Annotated in this window: 16 protein-coding genes; 11 read left to right on the top strand and 5 right to left on the bottom strand. The window is 72.0% G+C overall.

The genetic code is table 11. The annotated features are described in order from the left end of the window. Positions 1-132 precede the first annotated feature (132 nt). The 8 genes from ACN27J_RS07135 (at position 133) to ACN27J_RS07170 (ending at position 11,822) form a co-directional block, all read left to right on the top strand. Positions 133-1,215 carry a tetratricopeptide repeat protein gene (locus ACN27J_RS07135; protein ID WP_421364681.1) on the top strand — a complete coding sequence of 361 codons (1,083 nt, stop codon included), beginning with the start codon at positions 133-135 and terminating at the stop codon, positions 1,213-1,215. Positions 1,216-1,543: 328 nt separating this feature from the next. After that, positions 1,544-4,162, top strand: a complete 2,619-nt coding sequence (locus ACN27J_RS07140; protein ID WP_421372138.1) for a fibronectin type III domain-containing protein — start codon at positions 1,544-1,546, stop codon at positions 4,160-4,162. A gap of 52 nt (positions 4,163-4,214) precedes the next feature. Next, on the top strand, positions 4,215-5,210 hold the full coding sequence (locus ACN27J_RS07145) for an AAA family ATPase (protein WP_421364683.1): 996 nt from the start codon (positions 4,215-4,217) through the stop codon (positions 5,208-5,210). Between the two features lie 222 nt (positions 5,211-5,432). Beyond that, positions 5,433-6,269 carry an IS5 family transposase gene (locus tag ACN27J_RS07150; RefSeq protein ID WP_421364685.1) on the top strand — a complete coding sequence of 279 codons (837 nt, stop codon included), beginning with the start codon at positions 5,433-5,435 and terminating at the stop codon, positions 6,267-6,269. A gap of 53 nt (positions 6,270-6,322) precedes the next feature. Then, positions 6,323-7,522, top strand: coding sequence for a DUF58 domain-containing protein (locus ACN27J_RS07155; protein WP_421364687.1), 1,200 nt, complete (start codon positions 6,323-6,325; stop codon positions 7,520-7,522). Beyond that, complete coding sequence (locus ACN27J_RS07160; protein WP_421364689.1) at positions 7,519-9,891, top strand: transglutaminaseTgpA domain-containing protein; 2,373 nt, start codon at positions 7,519-7,521, stop codon at positions 9,889-9,891. The genes ACN27J_RS07155 and ACN27J_RS07160 overlap by 4 nt, the downstream gene beginning before the upstream one ends. Positions 9,892-9,923: 32 nt before the next feature. Further along, positions 9,924-10,580, top strand: a complete 657-nt coding sequence (locus ACN27J_RS07165; RefSeq protein WP_278169715.1) for a DUF3159 domain-containing protein — start codon at positions 9,924-9,926, stop codon at positions 10,578-10,580. A 93-nt stretch (positions 10,581-10,673) separates the two neighbouring features. Then, complete coding sequence (locus ACN27J_RS07170) at positions 10,674-11,822, top strand: hypothetical protein (protein WP_421364691.1); 1,149 nt, start codon at positions 10,674-10,676, stop codon at positions 11,820-11,822. A gap of 239 nt (positions 11,823-12,061) precedes the next feature. Here ACN27J_RS07170 and ACN27J_RS07175 read toward each other — a convergent pair whose 3' ends face one another. Beyond that, positions 12,062-14,974 (bottom strand): glycoside hydrolase family 48 protein, encoded by a 2,913-nt coding sequence (locus tag ACN27J_RS07175; RefSeq protein ID WP_421364692.1) that lies wholly within the window; start codon positions 14,972-14,974, stop codon positions 12,062-12,064. A 916-nt stretch (positions 14,975-15,890) separates the two neighbouring features. On the opposite strand from ACN27J_RS07175, the gene ACN27J_RS07180 reads away from it, so the two are divergent. After that, positions 15,891-17,417 (top strand): GH1 family beta-glucosidase, encoded by a 1,527-nt coding sequence (locus ACN27J_RS07180; RefSeq protein WP_421364693.1) that lies wholly within the window; start codon positions 15,891-15,893, stop codon positions 17,415-17,417. Between the two features lie 123 nt (positions 17,418-17,540). After that, positions 17,541-19,073 (top strand): protein kinase domain-containing protein, encoded by a 1,533-nt coding sequence (locus tag ACN27J_RS07185; RefSeq protein WP_421364694.1) that lies wholly within the window; start codon positions 17,541-17,543, stop codon positions 19,071-19,073. Positions 19,074-19,075: 2 nt separating this feature from the next. Here ACN27J_RS07185 and ACN27J_RS07190 read toward each other — a convergent pair whose 3' ends face one another. The 3 genes from ACN27J_RS07190 to ACN27J_RS07200 all read right to left on the bottom strand — a co-directional run bounded on the left by ACN27J_RS07190 (position 19,076) and on the right by ACN27J_RS07200 (position 23,731). After that, positions 19,076-19,489: a roadblock/LC7 domain-containing protein gene (locus tag ACN27J_RS07190; protein WP_199757848.1), complete on the bottom strand. Its 414-nt coding sequence runs from the start codon at positions 19,487-19,489 to the stop codon at positions 19,076-19,078. Positions 19,490-19,494: 5 nt separating this feature from the next. Beyond that, positions 19,495-22,215, bottom strand: coding sequence for a nitrate- and nitrite sensing domain-containing protein (locus tag ACN27J_RS07195; protein ID WP_421364695.1), 2,721 nt, complete (start codon positions 22,213-22,215; stop codon positions 19,495-19,497). A gap of 100 nt (positions 22,216-22,315) precedes the next feature. Continuing rightward, positions 22,316-23,731, bottom strand: a complete 1,416-nt coding sequence (locus ACN27J_RS07200; protein WP_278169726.1) for an FGGY family carbohydrate kinase — start codon at positions 23,729-23,731, stop codon at positions 22,316-22,318. Between the two features lie 198 nt (positions 23,732-23,929). Between ACN27J_RS07200 and ACN27J_RS07205 the strand changes: the two genes are divergently transcribed. Continuing rightward, positions 23,930-26,083 carry an anthranilate synthase family protein gene (locus tag ACN27J_RS07205; protein ID WP_421364696.1) on the top strand — a complete coding sequence of 718 codons (2,154 nt, stop codon included), beginning with the start codon at positions 23,930-23,932 and terminating at the stop codon, positions 26,081-26,083. Here the strand turns inward: ACN27J_RS07205 and wrbA are convergent. Then, positions 26,058-26,678 (bottom strand): NAD(P)H:quinone oxidoreductase, encoded by a 621-nt coding sequence (wrbA, locus tag ACN27J_RS07210; protein WP_421364697.1) that lies wholly within the window; start codon positions 26,676-26,678, stop codon positions 26,058-26,060. The genes ACN27J_RS07205 and wrbA overlap by 26 nt on opposite strands. Positions 26,679-26,956 lie beyond the last annotated feature (278 nt).

A 26,956-nucleotide genomic window follows, 5' to 3' on the forward strand; every position in this document is an offset into this window, starting at 1 on the left:
GAAACAATCTGGTGACTCAGGTCACATCGGACGGACAGGCAGCGGATCCGTACGCTTGGATCCGAACTCCCCGACGTGCCGCTCGGGTACCCCGGGACCGGGTGGATCGACGGCACCCGGCAGCATGACGAGGTGGCCCAGCCTTCCCTCCTCGTCGGTGTCCGCGACAACGCGGCCGCCATGCGTGCTGGCGGCGACCTCGCCGGCGCGTGCGAATACCTGCTGCGGGCGCTGGATTCGGCCCGCGACGCCTTCGGCACGGACGAACCAGAGGTCCTGTGGACCGCGCACCTGCTGGCCCGCCTCCGGCGTGAGGCCGGCGACCCAACAGCCGCCCGGCGGTTGTTGGAGGAGTCGCTGGCCGCAGGCGAACTACGGTTGGGTGACCGGGAGCCGGTCATGCTGGCCATCGCGTACGAGCTCGGCACGCTCGCCGAAGAACTGGGCAACCGGCATGAGGCCCGCCGTAACTTCGCCCGGGTCGCCGCCGCCGGCCCGGCCCAGCTCGGCGATGACCACTGGCAGATCCGGGCGGCCCGGGAGTACCTGGCCGGCGCATCGGTCGCCCCGGTCGATCCGGCGCCCACCGCTGCGCAGCGCGAGCCAGACCTGCCGACCCGGCCGACACCGCCCACTCAGCCGACACCGCCCACCCAGCCGACACCACCGGTACCGGCACCCCCGGTTTCCGGCCGGGAGGTAACGACCGCCGCCGATCGGCCGCCGCCGTTGTCCATCGCCGTGACCGGACCGGCCGCGGGCGTTGCGGCACCGTCGCGGTCCCTACCGGTCGTCGTCGCGGTCGGCGCCGCGGCCGCAGCGGTCATCGCCGCCGTGGTCGTGGTCATCGTGGGCGTCACCGTCCTGCTCGACGGACGAGCCACCACACCGACCGGACCGGGGCGTCCAGGGTCCGACCCCACTGCGGGCGGCGACCCGCCGACCGCCCTGCGGCTGACCGACGACATCACGGCCGTGACGCTGGCCTGGTCCGACCCGACCGCGGGAACGGTGCCGTTCATCGTCGCAAGTGGCCGTAGCGGACAACAACTCGGCGCACTCGCCACAGTCAATCCCGGCCAGACCGTATTCACCGTGAACGGGTTGAATCCCGAACTCGACTACTGTTTCGCGGTGCTCGCCGTCTACTCCGCCGACGAGTACGTCCCCTCGGACCAGGTCTGCACCGACCGCCGGACAGCCGATCCGGACTAGTCGACAAACTCGGTGTTGATCAGCGGAAACATGAATTCTCGAGCAGTTCCTCGGTAATCCCGTCCGACGTTGTCCACAGGGGCTGCCAGAGCAGTTTCCCGTGAGCGTGACGGCCCCATAGGATGGCCTCCGGCCGGGTGTCGGGGCGATCCCCGGCCGGCGACGATCGACGATACGGACGACGGACACCAGACGACCGACGGGCGGAAGGCGACCTACTGTGGTCACCACGGGCGACGGCAACACAGCCGACGGCGGCACACACGACGGCGGCACACGGCAGAGCGCCGGACCCGACGGCCGGCGACGACGCGGCCGCGGCACGCTGGTGACTGTCGGCACGGTCACCGCGCTCGTCGTCGGCATGGGGCTCACCGTGCTCGGGCTCGGCGCGGCCGACCACGCGGCGGCCGGCTACGACGCGAGTTCGTGGTTGTGGAGCTCCGCCCGAAGCGAGCTGGCCAGGGTCAACGGGCTCACCGGGCGGGTCGACACCCGGGTCGAGGTCGCCGACGCCCAGGGCCGCCAGACTCAGGTGGTGCAGACGGACCAGTTCCTGATCCTGCGCGAGCTGGCCACCGGCAAGGTGAGCTCGCTCGATCTCGCCACGTTGCAGGTCGGCGCGACAGTCCAGAGCACGACCGGGCTCGGGGTGAGCGTGGCGATGCAAGGCGACGGGGCCTTCGTCATCGACGCCGTCCAGGGCGTGGTTCGTCAGATCGACCCCAGGTCGCTGCAGCCCGTCGGCGACCCGGTGCGCTACCCGCCAGGGATCGCCGGTGGACACTTCGACGGCGCCGGTCGGCTGTGGATCGCAGTGCCGAGCGAGGGTACCGTCTCGGCGATCACCGCCGCGCCGCTGCCGAGCGACCCGGCGCAGGGCGCGGCGGAGGCCGTCTTCGACTCGTCGGTCCCCCAGCCGGCCGCTACCGAGCCGGAAGCGGACGCCGCCGACGCCACCGCCGGGCCGGCCCGAGTCCGGACCGTGGCGGTCGCCCCGCCCAGCAACGAGTTGACCATCTCCGCGCTCGACGACGGCGTCGCGGTGCTCAACCGGACAGCCGGCGCGCTGACCCTGCTGCGCGGCGGGGACCGCCGCGAGGTGCCGCTCGACCTGGACGGTCCGGGCGTCCTGCCGGCCCGTACGACCGGCAGCCTGGTCGCGGTCACCGTTCCCGAGCGGCGACGCATCGTCCTGGTCGACGACGACGAGGTCCGGCAGTTGTCGGTGCCGGGCAGCGGATCCGCGCTACGTCCCGCCGTCAGCTGGGCGGGCCGGGTCTACTGCGCCGACGAACGCAGCCGGGAGATCTTCGCGTTCGACGGAGCGGGAGCGCTGCTCCCATCGATCGACGTCACCGAAACCAGCGGCCCACTCGACCTGGAGGTCCGGGAGAACCACCTGTTCATCAACGCGCCCGACGCGGCCACCGCCCGGGTCGTCACCGACGCCCACGAGGTACGGCAGGTGGACAAGTACGCCAACGACATCCTCGGCGGTGACCCACCGCCGACGCCACCACCACCGCCACCACCACCGGAGCCGACGGTCGGCCGGCCGGGTGCGCCACGCGCGGTCAGCGCGGCGGCCGGCGACACCACCGTGCGGGTCAGCTGGCAGGCGGCCGCGGACAACGGCGCGAGCATCCAGCGGTACGTGGTCACCGGCGACGGCCGCAGCTTCGAGGTCGGGGCCAACCAACGGTCGTTCGAGGTCACCGAGCTGGTCAACGGCGAGACGTATCGGTTCTCGGTCCACGCGGTCAACGCCGAGGGCGCGGGTCCTGAGCGGGAGTCCAACCCGGTCGTCCCCACCGCCGAGGTGCCCGACGCCCCGGCGAACGTCACCGCGCAGGCCCGCGCGGACGGCTCGGTCGCGGTGAGCTGGCCGGCCGCCGACGGCCAGGGCAACGTCATCGGCGGCTACACGGTCACCGCGGTCTCGGCCGAGGCCACGGCGCCGGTCGGCGACGTCTCCGGCACCGAGCTGGTCCTCGCGCCCGGGTCGCTCGACTACGGCACGCAGTACGCGTTCACCGTCGTCGCGGTCAGCGACCAGGGAGCCAACTCGACGGCGTCACCGTTGAGCAACTCGGTGGTGCCCTTCACGGTCCCGGGCGAGCCGGCGGCGGTCGAGGCGACCACCGTCGCCGACCAACGGGGAGCCCTCCGGGTCGGCTGGTCGCCGGCGCCGGACAATGGGCGGCCGATCACCCGATACGTGGTGACCGCCGGCGACCAGCGCACCGAGGTGTCCGACGGCACCGCCGTCACCCTGACCGGGCTGGGCGACGGGGCCGACGTGACGGTCTCGGTGCATGCGGTCAACGAGGCCGGGGAGGGCTCGGCGGTGAGTACCACGGCCCGTACCGTCGCCGAGCCGAAGGTCACCGTCACCGGTGCCACCGCCGGCACCAACGCGGTCACCCTGAGCTTCTCGGTGGATGCCGGCGGCGGGAACGTCGCCTGCAGCGCGGCGGCCGACGGCGCGGCCCCCGTCACCGGCAGCTGCGACAGCATCCGGGTCGGCGGACTCTACCCGGGACGGTCCTACCGGTTCACCGTCCGGGCCAGCAACGTGGCCGGCACCGGCACCGCCACCCACAGCCGGGCGACCGCGGACCTGTACGGCACCGCCACCTGCGTCAACGGCCCGGACGGCGAGCAACGCACCTACTGCGACGACGACGTTCCCGGGCGCAACGGCAACGAGATCTTCGCCGTGCCGGAGCAGGACAACAGCCGCCAGGTCGGCTGGGTGCCCGACGGCACCCGACTCACCGCGCTGTGCCGCCGCCAGGGCGGACACGTCGACGCCTGGATCTACAACGGCGGCAAGGCCAGCACCTGGTGGATCCGGGTGGAGTACAGCGGGAAGAACTACATCCCGTGGGCCTGGTTGAACCTGGCCGGCGGCGACGACCTGAACCAGCTGCCCACCTGCTGACACCGCCCACCCGGACAGCCACCGATCCACCCCGGCGAGGAGACCAGCCGCAGTGACCACGACCACCCCGCTGACGCCCCACGAGGTGACCGGCTTCGCCTCGACCGCCGCCCGACTGGCCGGGGAGATCTCCACCGTGGTGCTGGGCAAACCGCAGGTGGTGCGACTGACCCTGACGGCCCTGTTCGCGCAGGGCCACGTCCTGCTGGAGGACGTGCCCGGGGTGGGCAAGACCACGCTGGCACGGGCCGTCGCCGCGACGGTGCACGGCCACTGGCGTCGAATCCAGTTCACCCCCGACCTGTTGCCCGCCGACGTGTCCGGAGTGACCATCTTCAACCAGTCCACTCAGGGGTTCGAGTTCCATCCCGGCCCGGTGTTCGCCAACATCGTCATCGCCGACGAGATCAACCGCGCCTCGCCGAAGACCCAGTCGGCGCTGCTGGAGGTGATGGAGGAACGCACGGTCACCGTGGACGGCGTCCGGCATCCGGTGCCCCGGCCGTTCCTGGTAGTGGCCACCCAGAACCCGGTCGAGATGGACGGCACCTACCGGTTGCCGGAGGCCCAGCTGGACCGGTTCCTGGTCCGGTTGTCGGTCGGCTACCCCGATGAGCAGACCGAGATCGAGGTGCTGCGCGGGGCGACCCTGCGGTCCCCCGAGGCGCTTGACCCGGTGACTGACACAGCCACCGTCGGCCAGCTCATCCAGCTGGCGCAGCGGGTGCACATCGCCGACCCGTTGTACGGGTACGCGGTGCGGCTGGCGGCCGCGACCAGGACACATCCGCAGATCCGGGTGGGGGTCAGTCCACGCGGGGTGATCGCGCTGACCCGGGCGGCCTGCGCGTACGCGCTGATCGGCGGCCGGGGGTTCGTGCTGCCCGAGGATCTGAAGGCCCTGCTGGAGCCGGTCTTCGCGCACCGGCTGCTGCTCACCGCGGACGCCCAACTGCGTGGCGTCACGGCGGCCGAGGTGCTCGCCGACGTGGTCCGGTCGGTCCCGGTGCCGCTGCCGGCAGCCCAGCCGGCAGCGGCCGGGGTCTGACTGGACGTTTGCTTCATCTTCGCGCCAGTAGCGGCCGATTCACGTACCGACCCCAGCAGAGCAAGATGCCCGACCCGACCCAGAAAGACAGCATACCGGCAGCCACAGGCCCGCCCGGCTTCGCCGCATTCCACCCCGGGATCGTGTCTGATTCACTTTGATCCCCACATCGACGGACATGACGTCCGCCGAGCCGCCGCCCGAACACCGTACGCCTACCGAATGACCGAACGGCGAGCCTATCCGTCCGACCTGTCCGACGCCCGCTGGGCCCTGATCGCACCCCGCCTGACCGCCTGGCGACAGGCCCGCACCGACGCCGGCGTCAGCGGCCGCACCCCCACCCACGACCTGCGCGACATCTTCAACGCCATCCTCTACGTCAACCGCACCGGCATCGCATGGCGCTACCTGCCCCACGACTTCCCGCCCCACCGCACCGTCTACGGCTACTTCGCCGCCTGGAGCAAGGAAGGCATCTTCACCGAACTCAACTACCACCTCACCGGCCTCGTCCGCGACCACCACGGCCGCGCCATCCAACCCACCGCATCCATCATGGACAGCCAGAGCGTCAAGACCTCCACCAACGTCCCACTGTCCACACAGGGCACCGACGCCGGAAAGAAGATCGTAGGCCGCAAACGCGGCATCATCACCGACACCCTCGGCCTGCTCCTCGCCGTCATCGTCACCGCCGCCAGCGCCAGCGACAACGCCATCGGCGCAGACCTGCTCGACCAGGCCACCACCACCTACCCCACCCTCACCAAGACCTGGGCCGACGCCGGCTTCAAGAACCGCGTCGTCGAACACGGTGCCGCACTCGGCGTCGACGTCGAGATCGTCACCAAAGACCCACAGGCCAAGGGCTTCAGCGTGGTCAAGCGCCGATGGGTCGTCGAACGCACCCTCGGCTGGCTCATGCACCACCGCCGGCTCGTACGCGACTACGAAGCCCGACCCGACAACTCCGCCAGCATGATCACCATCGCGATGATCGACAACCTCGCCAAACGACTCACCGCCGAAACCACCCCAACCTGGCGATACGGCTAAACCCGCATAACCGGCAAAACACGTGAATCAAACGTCCTCTGAGCCGCCGGCCCATGAACGTCACCGCCCGCTGTCTCGGCCTCGGCGTCACCGCCGCGCTGCTCACCGCCGTCGGGTCCGTGCTCGGCTATCCGGAGCTCGCACTGCTCGGCACCGCCGGGCTGACGGTGGTCGGCTACGCGGCCGGCTACGCGCTGTGGCAGCCCCGGCTGTCGGTACGCCGTACCGTCGAACCCGACCGGGTGAACCGGGGCGATGTGTGCACCGTGACGTTGCAGGTCGGCAACCTGCGGCGGTGGGGCGTGGCGAGCGTCCTCGCCGAGGAGCGGTGCGGCCGGCGGTGGATTCCGGTGCCGCTGGCCCGGTTGCGCTCCGGCGCCACGACCACGGTGCGCTATCCGGTGCCCACCGATCGCCGGGGCGTGCTCCCGGTCGGCCCGTTGCGGGTGCTCCGCCGCGACCCGTTCGGCCTGGTCGCCGTCGCGCGCGCGGACGGCGAACCGGTCCGGGTGTGGGTCCGGCCGCAGGTGCATCCGCTGCGCGCGGTGCCGGCCGGGATCGCCCGGAGCCTGGACGGCCAGATCGACCGGGTGCCGCACGGCAGCATCACCTTCGACTCGTTGCGGGAGTACGTCGTCGGCGACGAACTGCGCCGGGTGCACTGGCGGACCAGCGCCCGGATCGGCCAGCTGATGGTGCGGGAACACGTCGACACCAGTCTGCCCCGGATGGTGGTCCTGCTGGACAACCGGACGGTCGCGTACCACGACCAGGTTGACGGGGCGTCGGCGACGTTCGAGTCGGCCTGTGAGGCGGCGGCGTCGGTGGTCGACGCGGCGACCCGGGCCGACCTTCCGGTGCTGCTGCGGATGGTCGTCGACCAGCCGCCGCCGGACGACACGCCGAGTCGGCACCCGCTGGACCGGCTGGCCGAGGTCACGCTGGCCGGCGCCGACCGGCTGACCGGCGGGGACCCGGTCCGACAGGTCTGCGACCAGCTGCGCCAGCAACGGCCCGGCGACACGCTGGTCTATCTGGCCGGCGCCGGTGATCCGGACGCCGTCGCCCGCATCGGTGGGCTACGGGGCGTCTTCGCGTCCATCCTGGTTGGCCGGATCACCGGTGCCGTCGGCCGGCCGGCGGTCGGGCCACCGGCGGCGGGTGCCTCGACCGGGCTGGCCGGAGTGCTGTTCGTCGAGGCGGCCGATGGTGCCGGCTTCGCCGCCGGCTGGGACGCGGCAGGTGACCGGTGACCGGTGACCAAACGACCGGGCTGGCGCGTCTCGGTGCGGTGGCGGCGGCGCTGATCGCGATGACCGGGTCAGCAGCGGTCCTGCTCGGCCGGATCTACGACGGTTCGGCGGCCGGCTGGCTGATCGCCGGCGCCGGCGCGGCGGCGGTGCTGGTCGGCACGTTCGCCCGGCGGCTACCGAACTGGCAGGTGGCGCCGCTGTCAGTCGTGCTGATGGCTGGCTACCTGCTGGCGGCCGGATGGTGGACGGCGGACCGGGCGGAGCTGACCGGCACGGTGACCCGGCTACTCGCCGATGCCGCCGCGAACGGGGTTCCCCGGCTGCTGACCGCGATGATCCCGATGGAGGCGGTGCCGGACACGGTGGTGGTTCCGGTCGTGGCCAGCTGGCTCGCCGGCTTCACCGCGACCGAGCTCGCGGTACGGGCCCGGCGTATGCTGCTCGGCTGCCTACCGCCGCTGCTGTTGTTCGGCGCGGCGGCGTTCGTGGTCGGGCCGAACGCCGAGCCGGCCCGGTGGCTGGCGCTGCTGTTCGTCGCGGCGGCGGCGGTCGGGCTGCTGGTCACCGCGGCACCGGTGCCCGCTGCCCGGCCGAGCGAGCCGGCGGCAACGGTCGACCAGCCGGCCGGGCCGGGCAGCGGTGGCGGTGGTGGTGGCGCGCTGACGGCGGTACGGCTGCGGACGGCGGCGGTGTCGTTGGCCGGTGCGGCCGCCGTACTGCTGCTGGTGGCGGTGAGCGCCCCGTGGGTGGTGGCCCGGATCGCGACGACCGACGTCGACCCACGCCGCTACGTCGCACCACCGCAGGTGGAGATTCTCGACGAGAATCCCCTGATCAGGATCTCCGGTTGGGCGCTCAATCCCGACCAGCCGCTGTTCGACCTGCGGGTCGGCGCGTCGCCGGTCTCGACGGTGGACGGGCGACGAGCGGCTGGGGCCGGCCCGCGTCCGACCGGAGACGGTGCGCTGCGGTTGACCCTGGCTGTGCTGCACGACTACGACGGCGTCACCTGGCGGGTCGGCGGGACCTATCGCAACGCCGGCCGGGTGCTGCCGCCGGTCGAGGACGCTGCGGCGTCGCAGACCGACGCGTCGTCGACGGACGCCGTACGCCAGGAGATCACCGTGGCCGAGCTGTCCGGCCGGCTGCTGCCCGCGATCACCGCCCCGGTACGGGTCGACGGCGTCCGGGTGGCGTACGACCGGGCCAGCAGCACCCTGCTGCACCCCGAGGGTCTCACTCCCGGCGTCAGGTACGCCGTCGACTCGGTGCCGCGTCGACCACCGCTGAACGCGCTGACCACCGCAGACGTGCCGGCCGGGGAGTCGGTTGCCCGGACCCTGCGGGTGGCCGACGGGGTGCCAGCGGAGATCCGTCGGCTCGCCCAGCAGCTCGCCCGGGACAACGGTGCGCCGTACCAGCGGGCGCTGGCCGTCGAGCAGTTCCTCGCCGACCACTACCAACTTGTCGCCGACGCGCCGAGCGGGCACGCGTACCCGAATCTGGGTTTCTTCCTCTTCGGGCCGCGCGACGCCGGCGGCCAGCGGGGCACCTCCGAGCAGTTCGCCGCCGCATACGCGCTGCTCGGACGGCTGATGGGGCTGCCCACCCGGGTGGTCGTCGGGTTCGTGGTGCCGTCCGGTGACGCGACGGTGCACGGCAGGCACGCGGTGGCCTGGCCGGAGGTGTTCTTCTCCGGTGTCGGTTGGGTGCCGTTCGATCCGCTGCCCCGACCGGACAGCACGCCGCGCCCGATCGAGGAGGAGTTCCGGCCGGCACCGGACGAGCCGACGCAGTCGGTGGAGCCGTCCGTGCTACCGACGGTCGACCCGCCGCCGTCGACACCGCCCTCGGCGGCCTCCGCACCGCCGGGCGGTCGGCCGTCCGGCAGGCTGCTCGGCGTCGTCGCGGCAACGGTGGCCGGGGCCGGCGCGGCCGGATGGGCCGGCGTCGTCCTGCTGCTGCGTCGCCGGCTACGCGACCGGCGACTCGACAGCGGCCCGCCCGCGCACCGGATCTGCGGGGCCTGGCTCGAGGTGGTCGACGCGCTCCGGCTGGCCGGTCACCCGGCCGGGGTGCACATGTCCGCCAGCGAGGTGGCCGGACACGGTCGGGCGCTGCCGGACGGTGCGGCGCTGCCCCGGCTCGACCCACTGGCCGAGCTGGTCAACCTCGCCAGCTTCGCACCGGGGCAGACCGACGACGAGCAGGCCCGGCGCGCCGGTGGTTACGCCACCGTCTGGGTGGCGGCGCTACGTGCCCGGCGGCCGTGGTGGCAGCGGCTGGTCTGGTCGCTGCACCCCGGTCCGCTGCGCTGGGACGGTCGCCGGCGGACAGCCGCCACCGCCGACACCACAGGGAGCGGTTAGCCTTACCTAAGGACGGCGGCGGGAGGCGGACGGTGACCGGGACATCGGGCGACACCCAGACGGAGTCACTCGCGCAGCTGCTCGGCGGGCGACGAGGCGCCATCGACGCCACGCTGCCGGCGGTGGCGTACGGCGTCGGATGGGTGGCCGGCGGGGAGTCGATCTGGGTCGGCGTGTGCTGCGCGGTCGCGGTCGGTGTGGTGATCGCCGGGGTACGCCTGTGGCGTCGCGATCGGCCCCGGTCGGTGCTGATCGGGCTGATCGCCGTCTGCGTCGCCGCGGTGATCGCGCTGCGTACCGGTCGGGCGTCCGACTACTTCCTGCTGCAGCTGCTGTCCAACGCGGCGAGCGCACTGGCCTGGGTGCTCAGCATCGTCGTCCGGTGGCCGCTGCTCGGCGTGGTGGTGGGCGCGGTGCTGGGCCAACGCACCCGGTGGCGCCGGGATCCGGCGCTGCTGCGCGCGTACGGCCGGGCCAGCTGGGTCTGGGTGGGGCAGTACGTGACCCGGGTGGCCGTCTTCGTCCCGCTCTATCTCGCCGACCAGGTGATGGCGCTGGCCGCCTTACGGGTCGCGCTGACCTGGCCGCTGGTCGCCGCCTGCCTGGCGGTGAGCTGGTGGGTGCTCCGCCGGTCGCTTCCGGCCGGGCACCCGGGGATACGCCATCCGGTACCGGCCGACCTGCGGTGACGAATCGGCCTCCCGTACGACCCGGGCCGGTACGGATGTGACTAGAGTGACACGCTGTCCCGACCGCATCCGCACAAGGAGGCAGGCGTTTCCGTGGCCGAGAAACCTGCTGACTCCGCTCGCGGCACCAGACGCAGCGACTTCGCTGCGGACAGTGCCCTCACGCAGCCGACCGTCGAGCTGAACGCGCTGCCCGGTGGCCGGCCGCCGGGCCCGAGGGTTCCGGACGCACCGGCGGTCGAGCAGCCAACGGTCGAGCAGCCGGCGATTGAGCAGCCAACGGTCGAGCAGCCGATCGTCCAGCCGTCGAGCGCCACGGCTCGCCGGGGCCGTCGGGCCGCGAACCGCCAGGCCGACGCGTTCGACGAACCGACGGTCGAGCAGCCGGTGGTCCGCCCTGCGGCCGTCCGTCCCGCTGCCGACGCCGCCGACGCGGACCTGCCCGCCGGCCCGGCACAACCACCGGTTGGACCGACCGGCACCGTAGCGGGATCGGCACAACCGTCAGCGGGACCGGCCGGCACCGGGCCGGGACCGACGGAAACCCTGCCGGGACCGGCAGCGACCGCGCCAGGGCCGGCCCGGACCGCGCCACCGGACGAGCCGGACCGGTTCATCGCGCTGGCCCGCCGGTACGGCTGGGTGGTGGCCGCCGGTTCGGTCGCCGCGGTGGCGCTGCTGTGCTCGGCACCGTTCGTCTCCGGCAACGGACTGTTGTGGAGCCCGGCGAGTTCGACGGGCTCGCCGACCGCGACGGCGGGCAGCGCCCCGGCCGCGACCGTCACGCCGGAGGTCACCGACGCCTCGCCGGCCGCCGGCAACGGCGACGGCGACGGCGACGGCGAGCAGTCACCCGAGGTGCGGCAGGCCGAACCGCCGGCCGTGCCCCCCGAACAGCCGGCGTCCGACCCCGCCCCTCCCCCGCCCCCGTCGGAGGATCCGCCGGCGTCCAGCGCCGCCCCGCCCGGCGGCGGCGAGCCGGAGCTGCTCGGCCCGGACAACAGCGACGATCTCCGGGGCATGCTGGACAGCTACTGCAAACAGGAGCACGGCGGCGAGTGGATGGCGTGGCCGCGCGACTGGCCGGGCAACGGCACCGACTGGGAATGCGTCCGGCCGTGGACCCATCATGACCGGGATCTCGACGTCCGCCGGGCCTGCGCCAGTCGGTACGGCGAGCCGGTCATCGCCGAGGCCGGCAGTCGTCGGGACGCGTACAGCTGGCGGTGCTTCCGGGGCTGACGTCAGCCGACGAACACAAGGGTGTGGTGGGCCGACCGGGATCGCTGCGTTGGCCAATCCCGGCCGACCCACCACGGGCGGGCCTGACCGTGGGTATCAGGCCGTCTGCGGTGGTTCGGCACCGTCAGGCGGTGCCGGACCGTTTGGTGGGACGGTGGTACGTCGGTGTCGGTTCAGGTGATGGATCGTGGTGAAGGTGTCCGGGTGGGCGGGGCCGGCCGCCCACCCGGACACCGGTCTCAGTTGTCCGGGAACAGGTGACCGAAGTCGGCGTAGGCCATCGCCAGGTCAGCCTGTGCCCAGAACCGGTGGTAGCGGAACTCCGGCTCCGGCCCACCGTTGAGGTACGCCTCGACCTTCGGCCAGTCCGGGTCGTCCAGGTAGAACGACCGGATGTCCAGGAAGCTCGCGCCCGGCTCGATCACGTCGCCGTTGGGCATGGTGCCCGACCAGCCGTTCGGGATGTACAGACCCTGCCCGGTCGAGGCGTCGTAGACGTCGTCGAAGCGACGGTAGTCGCCCCGCGTCTCCACCGTGGAGGAGCCCTGCGCGTCGGCGTTGGCGTACAACGCGTCCAGCAGGCCCTTGGCGGTGTCACGGGCCTCGGTGTCACCGGAGGCGGCCGCGTACCACATCAGGGTCCGGGCGTAGGCCGAGGCGACGCCGACGTCCTGGCCGGTGCCGACGACCTCGACGTGCAGGTTGTTGTTGGCACCGGGGTTGCTCGGGTTCCAGGTGTCCGGCGCACCGGTCCACTCCATGGTCGACGGGATCGAGAAGTCCCCGCCGGTGCCGATCTCGGTATGCGAGATGGCCCACGGCACCCACTTGTCGAGGATCTGCTTGGCTCGGGCGTCACCCGTCACGTAGTAGACCTCGGCCACCCGCTGCAGCGACCAGACCTGCATGCCGAACCACTCGTTGCTGCCCGGGTCGTGGTAGACCGGGTGCTCCGTGTAGTACATGCCGTAGAAGGTCGGGGTTCCCGACGGCGGCTGGGCGTAGGAGCCGTTCCAGCTGTTGGTGGCACCACCGGCGATGGCACCTTCAGCGGACTGCAGCCACTGGTAGAACTCCATCTGCCGGTCGAAGCTCTCGGTCCAGTCCTGCACCGCGGTGGCACCGCGCGGCCGCAGCTCGGGCACGTTGGTCAGCGCCCAGGCCGCGAACGGGTTCTGGTAGCCGAAGTGGTTGTGGCTGGAGCCGATCCGCCACGACCAGGCCGCCGAGGTGTCGGTCGCGCCACCCCAGGCGTAGTACCAGGACATCAGGTAGTGCGCCGAGTCCTTGCCGGTGCCGGCCGGGCAGCTGGACGCGCCGACACAGTTGCCGATCCGCTTGAAGTACTTGTCGAACATCGCGTAGCGCAGGTAGTCACCCATCCGGGCGGCCTTCGCGACGGTGGCCGCGACCTCGCTCTCGTTGCCCTGCTCCTCAGCCCAGACCAGCGCCCAGTAGGCCGCCTGGATGGCGCGGGCGTCGGCGTCCGGTGCGTTGGTGTACTTCCATTGCGACGCCGGGGCGTTGTCCTCGGCGATGAACAGGTCCAGGTAGCCGTTCGGGCCACCGTGCGCCTTGGTGTCGCAGGACGGCTGCGGGACGGTCTCCCAGACCGACTCCTGCGGACCGCGCTGGAAGGTGTTGATGTACGCGGGCCGGGTGGTGCCGTCACCGCAGTGGCCGTAGCCGTAGACGTTGTCCACGTCGAGCAGCCAGTGCATGCCGTAGATCTCGCCGGTGCCGTACGCCGACTGCAGCTCGCTGCGCAGCGGGTCGGTGCCGACCGGGACGTTCTGGTCCAGCCGCGACGGGTACTGGTTGGGTTGCAGGTACTCGGCGGCGTACTGCGGCTCGCCGGCCACACCTGCGGTCGGCTGGTCGGCGGTGCCCGGGATGATGTACTGCTCCATCACGGTCCACGAGTTGTTGAACGGTGCCCAGTTCTCGGTCACCCGGCCGTAGTTGGCCTCCAGCCAGATCCAGAAGCTGAACGCCTCGGAGGTGGTCTCGTGACCGTGGTCCGGGGCCTCGACGATCAGCGTCTCGATGGAGTGGTAGGGCACGCCCTCGGGGCTGAAGTACCCCGAGTTCTTGATCTTGCCGTACTGCTCCAGGAAGCGTTCGATGTACTCGTTGTCACCGCCGACCGAGTCGTTGTCCATCTCGGTGACCACGATGGCCAGTGGCGCCAGACCACTCGCCGTGGCGGTGATCGTGGCCGTACCGCTGACCGTGTCGCTGTCCTCGGCGGCCGACACGGTGACCGTCGCGCCGGTGTTCCAGTTGCTCGGCGTCAGGGTGACCGACGACGGCGACCGGGTGATGCTGTTGTCGCCGGAGATCGCCAGGCTGACCGGCACGTTGCTGGTCGGGGCGGAGCTCAACCGCAGGTTGAAGGTGTTGCTGCCGCCTTCTTCGACGCTCACCGACGACGGCGTGGCGATCAATTCCGGACCGGGGTTTGCCTGGCCGACGGTGAACGACCGTTCGGCGGTGGCGCTGGCGCCGGCGTTGTCGTACGCCCGGGCCTGCACGGTGTAGCTGCCTGCCGGCAGGTCCTCCATGACGTACTGGTAAGGGCTGGTCGTGTCGGTGTTGACCAGCAACCCGTTGCGGTAGAACTCGACCCGGTCGACGGTGCCGTCGGGGTCGCTGGCGGTCGCGGTCAGCGGGACGTCGGCCGGGGCGATGAACGGCCCCGACGGCACCGTCAGACCAACCGTGGGCGGCTGGTTCTCCGCCGCGCCGTTGCAGGTCACACCGTTGATGGAGAACGAGGTAGGCCGGGGGTTCGAGCCGGTGTGCGAGCCGTTGAAGCCGATGTTGGTGGACTGACCGGTGGCCAGGTTGCCGTTCCAGGCGGCGTTGGTCGCGGTCACCACGTTGCCGGACTGGGTCCAGTTGGCCGACCAGCCCTGGGTGACCCGCTGGCCGCCCGGGAACGTGAAGCGCAGGGTCCACCCGGTGAGCGGATCACCGAGGTTCTCGATGGTCACGTTGGCGGTGAAGCCGTTGTTCCAGTCATTGGTCGAATAGACGACGTCGCAGGCGGTGGCCGCGTTGGCGACGCCGGGGACGGCGGCGACACCTCCGACGACCATCACGCCAGCGGCGAACATTGCCAGCCGCCGTCTCGTCGCGGTCAATCTCATGTGCGGGGTTCTCCTCGCGAACCAGGCCGAGGCAGTGAGGTACACCTCGGCTTGGCGCCTTGGGCGCGGTGGGCGATGTCGTGGAGCAGCGCGTCGGACGCCAGGCGCCGGATGGGTGCGACCCGTCCCGGACCGGGGTCTGCATACGACGGAGGGCGCCGGACCGGCGGCTCCGGTTCACTGCGTGGCGCCGTACCGACAAGGAGTCGGATGCCCTCGGCTGCCGCTGTCGCGTGGTCTGCTGGCTCCCACCTGCGATGGTCGACAGTGTTACATGGGAGCGCTCCCGCAGCAAGTGGCAACCTTCGACGACCCACCACGGACCCGAGATGAACCCACGCTGAGCAGGCGATTCACCGGGGAAGGTCGGGCGCGGACGAACTCACTCACGCCACCAACATGTTTCGATCTCGTTTTGGGTCTTTCACAAACCCGTGACGGAGACTACAGTCCAGAACCAACGTCGATGGGAGCGCTTCCATCGATGGATGTGGCAACACGTGAGAGTACACCGTACCTGCGGTGCTCCGCCGCCCCGGTGGAGCACACCACTACCGGTCGTACAGCTGACGGCGGGCCAGCCCGGACTCCGCCGGCAGCTGCAGACACCACCCGGGAGAGGAGGTGGATCCAGAGCCACTCGCGTGGCCCGGCTCCCGCGCGTCACGCACGACCTGGACGCCAAACCGCTCGTGCGTGAGAGCAACTGATGGTGGGGACGGGGGTTGCCCTCCCCGTCCCCACACTACTTCCCCGCATCCGGCAGGAAATCGGTCGACCCGGCACCCCGTCCGGCCGTCCGGCCGACGCGACCCGGTTCCACCACCGCCGATCCCCCATCCGCGCCACCTGACCGGCGCATCCGCGCGCCCGTGCCGCACCGCAGTGGATCGGACACCACTGTCAGGAGAGCCCGATGGCCGTACTGTCCCGCCGGCACCTGCACCGCCGGGCCGAGCGTTCCGCCGTCCGCGCCGCGAGCGGCGATCTGAGCGGCGATCCAGGCCGCGCCACCGGCACCGGACGCACCACCGGTGCCGAACCCGGCCAAGCCATCGCCGACCCGGGCGGCGCGACCGGAGCCGACCCGGCCATCCGCCACCGCACCGATCCCGAACGTCCGATCGGTCTGCACTTTCCCAACAACTTCCGCTGGGGCGCGGCGACCTCCGCCTACCAGATCGAAGGCGCCGCCAAAGAGGACGGCCGGGGCGAATCGGTGTGGGACACCTTCAGCCACACCCCCGGTCGGACCCGCGGCGGCGACACCGGCGACGTCGCGGCCGACCACTACCATCGGTACGGCCACGACCTCGACCTGATGCGTAAGCTCGGGCTGCACAGCTACCGGTTCTCCATCTCCTGGCCACGGATCCAGCCCGACGGCACCGGGCAGCCCAACCGGCGCGGGCTGGACTTCTACCGCCGGCTGGTCGCCGGGCTGGTCGAGCGGGGCATCGAGCCGATGGCCACCCTGTTCCACTGGGACCTGCCACAGGCGCTGCAGGACCTCGGCGGTTGGGAACAGCGCGACGTAGCGTACCGCTTCGCCGAGTACGCCCAGATCCTGTTCCACGCCCTCGGTAGCGAGGTCCCGATCTGGCTGACGATCAACGAACCCAAGACCGTGGTACAGAACGGCTACCTCAGCGGGCATCACGCACCGGGCCGACCGGACGCGGACGCGGCGTACCTGGTGGCCCACCACCTCCAACTCGCGCACGGCCTGGCCGTACAGGCGCTGCGCGCCGAGCGGGCCGCGTGCCGGATCGGCCCGGCGCTCAACCTGCATCCCTGCTACCCCGCCGACGGCAGCCCGGCCGCCGCCGCCGCGGCCCGCCTGTACGACGGCTACGAGAACCGGCTGTACCTGGACCCGATCTTCCTCGCCAGCTACCCGGCGGACGTCCTTGCCGATCTCGGCCCGGCCAGCCGGCTGGCCGGTGGGATCCACGACGGTGACCTCGATGTCATCGCCGAGCCGATCGACCTGCTGGCCGTCCAGTACTACACCCCGTTCTACGTCGCCGCAGACGGCAGCACGGTCCGACGCTGGCCGACCTCGGAGGCGGACTGGCAGCAGATCTACCCGGACGGCATGTTCGACGTTCTCACCCGGGTGCACCGGGAGTACGGCACCGTGCCGATCACGATCACTGAGAACGGCCTGCCCACCCCGGACCGGTTGGCGGCGGACGGTTCGGTGGACGACCCTGGCCGGGTTGCCTTCCTCCGGGATCACCTCGCCGCCGTGCATCGGGCGATCAGCACCGGCGTCAACGTGGAGAGCTACCACGTCTGGTCGTTGCTGGACAACTTCGAATGGGCCGAGGGGTACCAGCAGCGCTGGGGGCTGATCTACGTTGACTACCCGACGCAGCGGCGGATCTTCAAGCGGAGCGCACACTGGTACCGACGGGTGATCGCGGAGAACGCCATCTGACAGAGACGATGCCCCATGGCCGGCCGGGCGGGAGACGGCCGGGATTACATCCTCCGGTGGAACTCACCGTCGGTAACCAGAAAACCGCACCAAACCACACACGCACCAGGACAGACTGTGACCATGGTGTTCGGTCCTGGGTTGCGTCTCGACCGGAGATACGTATTGGTCGACCGGATCGGGCTGGGTGGGATGTCCGAGGTGTGGCGGGCCAGCGACGAACTGCTCGGCCGACCGGTCGCGGTGAAGGCGCTCACGCCGCCGATCGCGCCAGCGGTACGGGCCGCCTGTCGGAAGGAGGCCCAGGCCGCAGCCCGGATCACGCATCCGCACGTCACCCAGGTGTACGACTACGGCGAGGCGGCGATCACCGAAACCGACGTGGTGCCGTTTCTGGTCCTCGAACTGGTCGACGGGGAGAATCTCGCCGCCCGACTGGCCGGCGGGCCGCTGCCCTGGCAGGCTGCGGTCTGGTTGACCGCACAGGTGGCCAGCGGCCTGGCCGCCGCCCACCGGATCGGGGTGGTGCATCGGGACATCAAGCCGGGCAACATCATGCTCACCGCCAGTGGCGCCAAGATCCTGGACTTCGGCATCGCCGCGGTGGCCGACGGCCGACCTGCGCCCGACGCCGGCTGGTTGCTCGGCACCCCGGCGTACGCCGCACCGGAACGGCTGCACCACTGGCCGGCCCATCCGGCGGCCGACGTCTACGCCCTCGGCGCGCTCTACTACGAGATGCTGACCGGGGCACCACCCGTGCCCGCCGGCAGTTGGCGGGAGGCGGCCGTCCGACTGCAGCGGCCGGACCCGCCGACGCGGCCCCGCGCCAACGGACTGCCCGCCCCGGCCGCCGACCTCTGCCTCGCCTGCCTGAGCCGGGATCCGGCCCAGCGGCCGGCCGCCGGTGAGGTCGCCGACGCCCTGCACACGGTGCTCGGCGTAATGGTCGAGTTCCCGTTGCCCGGCCCGCGCCCGGTCGGCGCCTCGCCCGGCGGCCGGACCTTGGTGGACCGGCTGCCGACGACCCGGCCGGCCGGGCCGGTGCTGCGGCAGGCCGCGATGGTGGCCCAGCCGCACCGGCCGGCACCGCGGCGGGCCGCGATGGTGGCGCGGTCGGCCGTCCCAGCGGGCACGGCGGACCGGGCCGGCGCGCGACCGCCCACCGACCGGGCCCGGTTGTCCCCGACGGCGGTCGGTCTTGCCGGGGCCGGAGCGGCAGCGCTGCTGGCCTTCGCGGTCGTGGCGGCCGCGGTACTCGGCGCACCTCTGCCGGCCGCCGAACACGCGGCGGCGCCCTCGCCGGTTGCGACCGCGCCGGCGACCGGGGCGACCGGGCCACCGACCGGGTCGGACGACACGCCGCCGGAGCTGCTGGCCACGGCGGCGCGGGTGGTGGAGCAGTTCGATCTGCTCGTGGCCGACGGCTCCACCGACGGGCGGATCCGTGCGGATGCCGCAGCTGACCTACGCGACGCGGCCGACCAGTTGCGCGTCTCGGTGGCGGAAGGTGCCACGCCTGAGCAGCTACGACACCGGGCCGGTGAGCTGAGGTCGAGACTCGCCGGACACCGACGAGAGGGCACAGTGGACACCAATATTTCCATCCAGCTCGACCTCATGCTCACCACGCTCATGGTGGACGTCGCCGACTGAGTTCAGCGCGGCAGCGCCTGCTGCAGTTCGGCGCGCAACGCCGGAGTCAGCATCTCACCGGCCTGCTTGGCCAACCGCGCCATCTCATAGCCGACGACACCGATGTCCGCGTCGCTTGCGGCAAGCGTGGCGAGGATCGAACCGTCCCGGATGTTCATGATCAAGAAGTAGCCGCGGCCCATCTCGACCACGGTCTGCTTCACCACGTCATTGTCGAACATCTGGGCCGCGCCGCTGGTGATGCTCATCAGCCCGGAGGTCACCGCCGACAGCTTGTCGGCGTGGTCCCGGGGCAGATGATCCGAGACCGCGACCAGCAGACCGTCCGACGACACCACGATGGCATGCGCGACACCCGGCACGCGCTCCGCGAACGCGCTCACCAACCAGCTGAGGTCGCGGGCCTCCTTGCTCAAGGTCTTCACTCTTGCTCCTCCTCACCACGGCGGCCGGCCGGCGCCAGGGTCATTTCGCTGGTGTCCTCGGACTCAGCCCGCCGCACACCGCCGTAGAAGCGGGACAGCACGCTGCTGACCGCATCCGGATCCGGCTCGTCGACCGGCGCCGGAACGGGAGCTGCGGGAGATTCGGCGGAAACGGGCAACGACGCCATCGGTACCCGTACCGGTAGTCCCTTGCTGCTGGTCCCGGCGGTCACCGGAACCACCGGCGGCGCTGGTGTCGGTGGCAGCGGAGCAACCGGTCCACGCTGCCGTTCCCACCACACGCTGCCGCCACCGGCCGCAGCGCCGCCGGCCGATGCGCCACCGGCCGAGGCGAGGATGTCCTCGGCCCGCGCCGGTGTGGGTCGACGGCCGCCGCGCCGGACCGCCACGGCCCGGTCACCGGCGGCCGGTCCGGCCGGCAGCGCGGTCATCGGACGCAGCGTCGGTACCGCCCGCGGCTGCTCGATCACAGCTGGTTGCGCCGGCACGACCGGAACCGGTTCGTCCGCCGGGATCGACGGACGAGCGGCCGGCGGGGCGAACGCCGGCCCACGACCAGCCAGTGCGGCCGGTGGCTGGCCGGCCACCGGGTCACCGGCGCTGGCCCGCACCGCCGCTCCGACGGCACGCATCTCCCTGGTCGGGTAGTCGGTGGGACTACGGCCGGCCGACGCGACGTACGGCGGATTTTCGTCCGGGGCGGCCAGCACCGTGCCGGGCAGCCACACGTTGGCCACCAGCCCACGTTCGGCCGGCCGCAACTGCACCCGAACCCCGAGCCGGGCGGCCAGGTGGCTGACCACGAACAGCCCCATCCGCTCGGAGGCGGCGACGTCGGCGGCGGGCGGTTCGGCCAGGGTCACGTTGGCCTGCTCGATCGCCTCGGCGGACATCCCCATCCCCTCGTCGGTGATCTCGATGAGAACCGACTGGGGCGCGTACTCGTGTCCGGTGACGTGCACGTTGGTGTACGGCGGAGAGAAGGCGGTGGCGTTCTCCAGCAACTCGGCGAGCAGATGCACCAGGTCGCCGACGGCGTGTCCGACGATCTGCAGCTTGTCCTCGACGTCGTGGCGGATCCGCGGGTACTGCTCGATCTCAGCGGCGGCCGCCAGGGTCACCGCCGACAGCGCCACCGGGCGGCTCCACCGGCGGCTCGCCTCGGTGCCGGCCAGCACCAGCAGGCTCTCGTCGTTGCGGCGCATCCGGGCGGCCAGGTGGTCGAGCTTGAACAGGTTATCCAGCTGGTCCGGGTCACCCTCGTCGCGTTCCAGCTCGTCAAGCAGCTCCAGTTGCCGTTCGACCAGCACCTGGCTGCGGCGGGCCAGGTTGACGAACATCGCATTGACGTTGCGGCGCATCACCGCCTGCTCCACCGCGACGGTCACCGCGCTACGGTGCACCGCGACGAACGCCTCGGCGACCTCACCGACCTCGTCGCGGGTGCGTACCGCCGCCGGCGGAATCTCGATCTGCGGGACCCCGGACTCCACCGAACGGAGCCGTTGCAGGGTGTCCGGCAGGTCGAGCTGGGCGACCTGCAACGCCTGACTCCGCAGGACACGCAGCGATCGGGCGATCGACCGCCCGATCGCCACCGAGGTGAACAACGCGATGAACAGCACGCCGAGCACCGCACCGGCGACCAGCACGGTCCGTTGCAGCTGCTGGTCGCTGCGGGCGTCGGCGAGGCTCACCGCGCTGCCCAGCACGCTCGACTCGACCTGGCGCAGCAGCTGGTGCCGGTCCTGGCTGGCGGCCCACCAGGCGTCCGGTTCCAGCACCGCCGGGCTGGCGGCGCCACCGACGATGGTGGTTTCCTCCAGTTCCACCGCGGCGACGAACCGGGGGTCGGCGGCGGCCTGGCTGTACCGGGCGATCTGGTTGCCGGTCGCGGTCACCCGAAACTCGGCGAGCGCGGTCAGTTGCTGCGCCCGTAGGTCGGTCAGGCTGACCTGGTCCTCGGGGCCGTACCGGCCGGCCCGGGCGGCGGCGTACAGCTGTGCCCGGATCCGGGAGCCGAGTTCCTTGACCCGGGCCAGCTGGACGCTGCGCAGCACCGCCTGGGTCAGCTCCGGTCGGTCCTGACCCGGCGACGGTTCAGCGAGTAGCTCCAGCAGAGCGTCGATGGCCCGGGTGTAGTTGCCGAAGACAGTATCGGCTCCGACCGCGCCGCCGGAGATGGACTCACGCAGCGGTGGCAGCTGGTCCAGTGATTCGAGCACCCGGCTGTAGGCGGTCTGCCAGGCCGCGTCCCCGCCGGACTGCGGACCGGCGGCGGCCAGGAAGTCGGCGATCCGGCGGTCGACCGCGTCGTAGTGCGGCTGCAGCACCTCGACGCTGCGCTCCGGGTCGAACCCGACGCCGGCCTGCCGGACCGCGAGTTCGCCGGCGGACCGGTCGCGTTCCTGCTGCAGCTCGTGTACCAGGGCGGTGACCTGCTCGCCGATCTGCACCTGCCGGGCGAACTCGTTGAGTGCCGTCGCCTGGCCGACCAGTGAGCCGGTCTGTACCGAGGCGACCACCAGGAACGCCACCGATGGGACGATCAGAACCGCAGCGAGCTTCGCGCCCATCCGCCAGTCCCGGGGGCGCAGCCGGAGCCGACGACGGTGTGGCGTCACCCCGTCGTCGTCGGTCAGGCGGCGGCGGGGGTACGGCACCGCGTTGTCGTACGGGCCACCGGGAGCAACCACCACGCCTCCTCGCAGTTTCCCCGACACCGGCCAAGCCGAGGAGCGGAGTCCATCCAACCAGGCCACGTTCCGCTGTCAACGCGGCGACCTGCGGGAAGACTCACGAAGGATACAGTGGCTGACTGGCGGGTAGCTTACCCGCCGACTCGCCATCGTCCGTCCGGCCGATGTCGCGTGCCGGCCCCGGACCGTCGAGCCGGCCGAGCGCGACCAGCGCGGCCCCGGTGGCACCGACCTCGGGCTCGGCCATGTAGCGCACCTGACGCGGGGCGAGTGCCGCACCGAACGCTCGACGCCACCAGTTGGACGCGGCGAGTGCGCCACCGCCGAGAACGACCTCGGTCACCGGGCCGGCCATCGTCGACTCGATCTCGTCCAGGTCACCGGCCACCTGCCGGCATACGCCCTCCATCAGCCCGGCGAAGATGTCGACCGCCGTGGTGCCGAACCCCAGTCCGCGCAGCTCGCCGGAGCCGGCCGGGGCTCGGCCCGGCGGGCGGTCGCCGCCGAACCGGGGATCCGCCGGTACGCCCTCACCCGGCTCGATCAGTTCCAGCGCCCGTTCCAGCTCGGCGCCCTGCGGCAGGCGCAGTTCCCGGTTCGCCCAGCTGTAGAGGTTGCCGCCGGCGGAGTAGGCCCGGCCGGTGACGATCCGGGTGTGGTCGACCCGGTAGCGCCACAGGTGCGCCGGCAACGGCGGCAACGGGACCCCCGGCGCGGCCAACTGGACCACTCGTACCGCCGCTGAGGTGCCGACGGTGACCGCGGCCCGACTGGGGTCCAGGCATCCGGAGCCGATGTTGGAGGCGGCGCCGTCGCCGATCGTCGGGGTCCACGGCACGCCGGCCAACGCCGGCCAACGCCGGGCGAACTCGGCCCGCAGCTGCCCACGCCAGTCCGCCGGGGCCAGCTCCGGAAGCTCACCGGGACGCACTGCGGCCAACTGCACGGCCTCGGGGTCCCACTGCATGGTCACCAGGTCGAGCATGCCGGTGCCGGATGCCTGGGACACCGACATCGGTGCAGACCCGAGCAGACCGGTCAGCACATACTCCGGCAGGCCGACGAAGCACGCCGGCCGGCCGCCGCAGTGGCGGCGCAGCCACGGCAGTCGCACCGTCCAGTAGAAGCGGTGCCACCAGGTGCCGGTGCGCTGGTGGAAATCGGCCTCGTCGGCCGGCGCGGCCGCACCGGGCAACGCGGCCGGCCGGGTGTCCAACCAGGTCATCAGGGGGCCGATCGGGGCACCGGCAGGATCCAGCGGCAACACCGAATGCCACTGGGCCGCCGAGGCAACCAACTCGACACCGTCGAGCCGGCCGGCCGAGTCGAGCTCGTCGACGCAGTCGATGAGAGCGGCCAGGTAGTCGGCCGGGTCGAGGGTCGCGGCGCCGTCCCGGTCAACCGCCAGCGCCACCTTGCGGCGGGCCAACGCGTCCTGCTGCGGCGCGGCCGCGTTGTCGAGGATCAGGCCGCGCACCGAGGAGGTGCCGAGATCGAGGGCGAGGATGCTCATCGTCGATCACCGTACCCAGCCACCGGCCTGGACCGGTATGCTGTCGCCATGCTCGCGCTCACTCGTTGCTGGTGGCCCGCCGACCTGGCGGCCCCGCCGCGCGTCTAGCGCGAAACCATCCGGCCGCCCGTCGAGGCGGCCACCGGGTTCCCACCCGGGCAGTTCCTCGCCGGGCCGCCCGAAGCCCGGAGGGACCCGATGACCGACCACCTTTCCAGCCTGCTGCGCGCCGTGCACGACGGCGTCGACCCAGGTCCGTTCGCGCTGCTGCGTCGCGACGGCGCCGACGTCGTCGAACTGCTTCGCGGCACACCGCACCGCGCCGACCGGCTGGCGGACATCCCGCTGCCGCCTGGACCGGCGGATCAGCCTGGACCGGCGGATCAGCCTGGACCGGCGGATCAGCCTGGACCGGCGGATCAGCCTGGACCGGCGAACCAGCCGGCGACGCTGGCAGTGGTCCCGTACCGGCAGATCGCCGAACGCGGATTCGCCCACGTCGACGACGGGCTGCCACTGGAGTGCATCCGGGTGTCGACCTACCGGCAGGTGCCGGTCGCGACGGCGATCCGGGACCTGCCCGGCACGCCGGTGGCGACCGACGGCGGCGGCTTCGACATCGCCGACGACGAGTACGCCGACCTGGTGGCCCGGGTGCTGCGGGACGAGATCGGCAACGGAGCCGGTGCCAACTTCGTGCTGCACCGCACCTACCGGGCCCGGCTGGTGGCACCTGGCGGGTCCGCCGCCGACCGGGTGGGCCGCTCGGCGGCGCTGGTCGCCGGGCTGAGCGCGCTTCGCCGGCTGCTGCGCGACGAACGCGGGGCCTACTGGACGTTCCTGGTCTACACCGGCGAGCGGGTGCTGGTCGGCGCGACGCCGGAACGGCACGTCAGCGTCAGCGACGGACTGGCCATGATGAACCCGATCAGCGGCACTCTGCGGCATCCGCAGGGCGAGCCGGAGCTCGCCACCGTGCTGTCGTTCCTCGACGATCCCAAGGAGATCGAGGAGCTCTACATGGTGCTCGACGAGGAGCTCAAAATGATGGCGACGGTTGCCGAGCACGGCGGCCAGGTGATCGGCCCCTACCTGAAGCGGATGTCCCGGCTGAGCCACACCGAGTACCTGCTCGCCGGACGCAACTGCCACGACGTCCGGGAGGTGCTCCGGCAGACGATGTTCGCGCCGACCGTCACCGGCAGCCCAATCGAGAGCGCCTGCCGGGTGATCGCCCGGTACAGCCCCGGCGGACGCCGCTACTACGCCGGGGTGCTCGCGCTGCTCGGCCACGACAGCGACGGCGCGCAGACGCTGGACGCCCCGATCCTGATCCGGGCCGCCGAGATCGATCTGACCGGGGAGATCCGGGTGCCGGTCGGCGCGACCCTGGTGCGTCATTCCACACCGTCCGGTGAGGTGGCCGAGACGCACGCGAAGGCGTCGGCGGTCCTCGCGTCGCTCGGGCTCGCCTCCGGGCCTGTCTCCGGACCTGTCTCCGGACCTGTCTCCGGACCTGTCTCCGGAGCCGCACCCGGACCGGCGGTGCCGGCGGACCGGTCGGCGGCCGACGGTGCCGCCAGCTGCGGAATCGGACTGCCGGCCGGGTCGCCCGGCACCGGCGTCACCGCCGCGCTCGCCCATCCCGAACACCCCACGGTGGTACGCGCGTTGGCCGCCCGCAACGACCGGCTGGCCCGCTTCTGGCTGGAGCAGCGGGTTCCCGGGGCGGTGGCCGAGTCCCGGTTGACCGGTCTGGACGTGCTGGTGGTCGACGCCGAGGACAGCTTCACCGGCATGCTCGCCCACCTGCTGCGGGCGCTCGGCGCGGTGGTCCGGCAGGTCCGCTGGGACCGGACCGCGACGGTCGACCCGGCCACGGCGGACGTCCTGGTGGCCGGTCCCGGCCCGGGTGACCCGACCGACCCGGCGCAGCCCCGGATGGCGGCGATGCACCGGATCGTGGACGCCGCGCTGCACCGTGGGCAGCCGCTGCTCGGTATCTGTCTGGGCCACCAGGTGCTGGCCGACCGGCTCGGCCTGGCGGTGACCCGCCGGCCGCTGCCCAGCCAGGGACTGCAGCGGGAGATCGACTTCTTCGGCGTCCCGCGCCGGGTCGGCTTCTACTCAAGTTTCACCGCCAGCTGCGGAACCGCCAGCCTGCCCACCCGGTACGGGCAGGTCCGGCTGTGCCGGGACGAGACCGACGACGCGGTGCACGCGCTGGTCGGCCCACGGTTCGCCGGGGTGCAGTTCCATCCCGAATCGGTGCTCAGCCCGGACGGCCTGGACGTGCTGCGGGAGCTGCTGGTCGATCTGGTCGCGGTCAACCGGCGGCCAGACCGCGTTTGACCGCCGCAGCGATGTCGACCACCCGCCGGGCGGTCAGGGCGGTCGCGGTCAGCGCCACCTCGTCCGGCGGGATCTCGCCGTTGTTGCTGGTGTGGGAGGCGCCGTACGGGTTGCCGCCGACGAACTGGCTCGGCTCCACGTAGCCGGGGGTGACCACGATGCCGCCCCAGTGGTAGACGACGTTGTACAGCGACAGCAGCGTCGCCTCCTGTCCGCCGTGCGCCGTTGCGGTGGAGCAGAACCCGGAGAACACCTTGTTGACCAGGACCCCCTTGGCCCACAGCGGCCCACTGCCGTCGATGAACTGCTTCAGCTGCGCGGCCATCACCCCGTACCGGGTCGGGGTGCCGAAGATGACCGCGTCCGACCAGGCCAGGTCGTCGATCTCGGCCTCCATCACGTCCTCGGTCTCCAACCGGTGCGCGTGCCAGCCGGAGTTGGACCGGATCGCCTCCTCCGGGGCGAGTTCGCGAACCTTGCGCAGCCGCACCTGCGCGCCGGCCTTCTCCGCGGCCTCCACGGCGGCCTGCGCCATCTGGTAGGTGGTCCCGGTGGCGCTGTAGTAGATCACCGACAGGTTGATCGGGTCGTCCATCGATAGCTCCTTCGGTTCGGCTCGGGTCTGCCCCGGTACCGCGCTACCCGTTCGTTGCGTCGGCAAACACCGGTGCCGGCACCGGCCCCGACGGTGCCCGCCGATCCGTCCGCCGTCGGGAGTGCGGCGCTCGCGCCGCCGGTCCGCTCACAACGCTGGATCCGGGATTGTGAACGAACGGACCCTGGGCGACGCGTGAACAGGGTAGGTAGTTTTCGTTACGACTCGGTCGCCGCCGCCGCCGACCCGCTCTTCCCGCCGGTGCGCCCGCCGGCAGC

It is taken from the genome of Solwaraspora sp. WMMB762, from assembly GCF_049179115.1.
Lineage (GTDB): Bacteria > Actinomycetota > Actinomycetes > Mycobacteriales > Micromonosporaceae > Micromonospora_E.